At 56.2% G+C, this 1,231-nt stretch carries 1 protein-coding gene; it reads right to left on the minus strand.

Annotated elements, in window-relative coordinates:
- Nucleotides 1-35: 35 nt before the first annotated feature.
- A protein-coding gene (locus GYRE_RS14300) for an IS3 family transposase (protein ID WP_202969604.1) occupies nt 36-1,171 on the minus strand; the annotation gives its coding sequence in 2 pieces (ribosomal slippage) (nt 36-925 and nt 925-1,171; 1,137 coding nt in all).
- Nucleotides 1,172-1,231 lie beyond the last annotated feature (60 nt).

Here is a 1,231-nt window from a genome sequence, read left to right on the forward strand (position 1 = left end):
TGGACTGACCCCACGCCCGTAGACAAATTCTGTCCTCACGACGAGGCCTGTTCAAAGGCCTCTGGACTGACGCCGCCGAGGTGGCTGTGACGCCGGGCCCGGTTGTAGAACACTTCAATGTAATCGAAGATATCCGCCCGGGCCAGATCCCTGGTTTTATATATGCGTTTTCTGATCCGTTCTTTTTTCAGCGAACTGAAGAACGATTCGGCCACCGCATTATCCCAGCAGTTGCCACGCCTGCTCATGCTCGGCGCCAGGTTATTGGCCCGGCAGAAGCGCTGCCAGTCGTCACTGCCGTACTGGCTGCCCTGATCGCTATGTACGATAACCTCGCCGTCCGGTTTTCGACGCCACACGGCCATCATCAGAGCGTCCAGCGCGAGTTCGCGAGAGAGAGTGGGCTTCATCGACCAGCCAACCACGTTACGGGCGAAGAGATCGATAACCACCGCCAGATACAGCCAGCCCTGCCAGGTGCGGATATAAGTAATATCGGTGACCCAGACCTGATTGGCCCGGACAACGGTAAACTGCCGCTGCACACGATTAGGCGCAACCACTGAAGGTCTGCCAGCGATACGACGCGGAGCTTTATAGCCGCGCACGGCTTTAATCCGGTTCAGTTGCATAATACGGCCCACCCGGTTTTTACCGCAGATTTCCCCGATTTCGTTCAGGTCGCCATGAACCCGGCGGTAACCGTATACGCCTCCGCTCAGTGAATAGGAGTCACGGATAAGCGTCAGCAGACGCTGGTTATCTTTATCCCGCGCGGAGACCGGGTTATGCAGCCACGCATAAAACCCGGCCCGGGCAACGCACAACACCCGACACATCGTCATGACACCCCATACAGTGCGGTGCTCATTGATAAAGCGGTACTTCAGTCGGGCTCCCTTGCAAAGTACCGCGCGGCCTTTTTCAGTATGTCCCGTTCTTCCTCAGTGCGCTTCAGTTGGGCCCTGAGCTTCAGGATCTCGCTTTTGGCTTCCAGTAAATCACGGGCATGCTGCTCGCTGTTATCGGGTTTAATAGCCCGTAACCACTTATAGAGACTGTGTGCTGAAACGCCCAGCCGGTCAGAAACTTCGGCGACGGAATAACCGCGTTCCGTTATCTGACGGACGGCTTCTTCCTTAAATTCAGGTGTAAATCGTGGTGTGCCCATACGCTCCTCCTATGCTCAAACTATAGGGCAGGATCGTCTACCGGGGCGGGGTCAGTCCAA

It is taken from the genome of Yokenella regensburgei ATCC 49455 (assembly GCF_000735455.1).
Lineage (GTDB): Bacteria > Pseudomonadota > Gammaproteobacteria > Enterobacterales > Enterobacteriaceae > Yokenella > Yokenella regensburgei.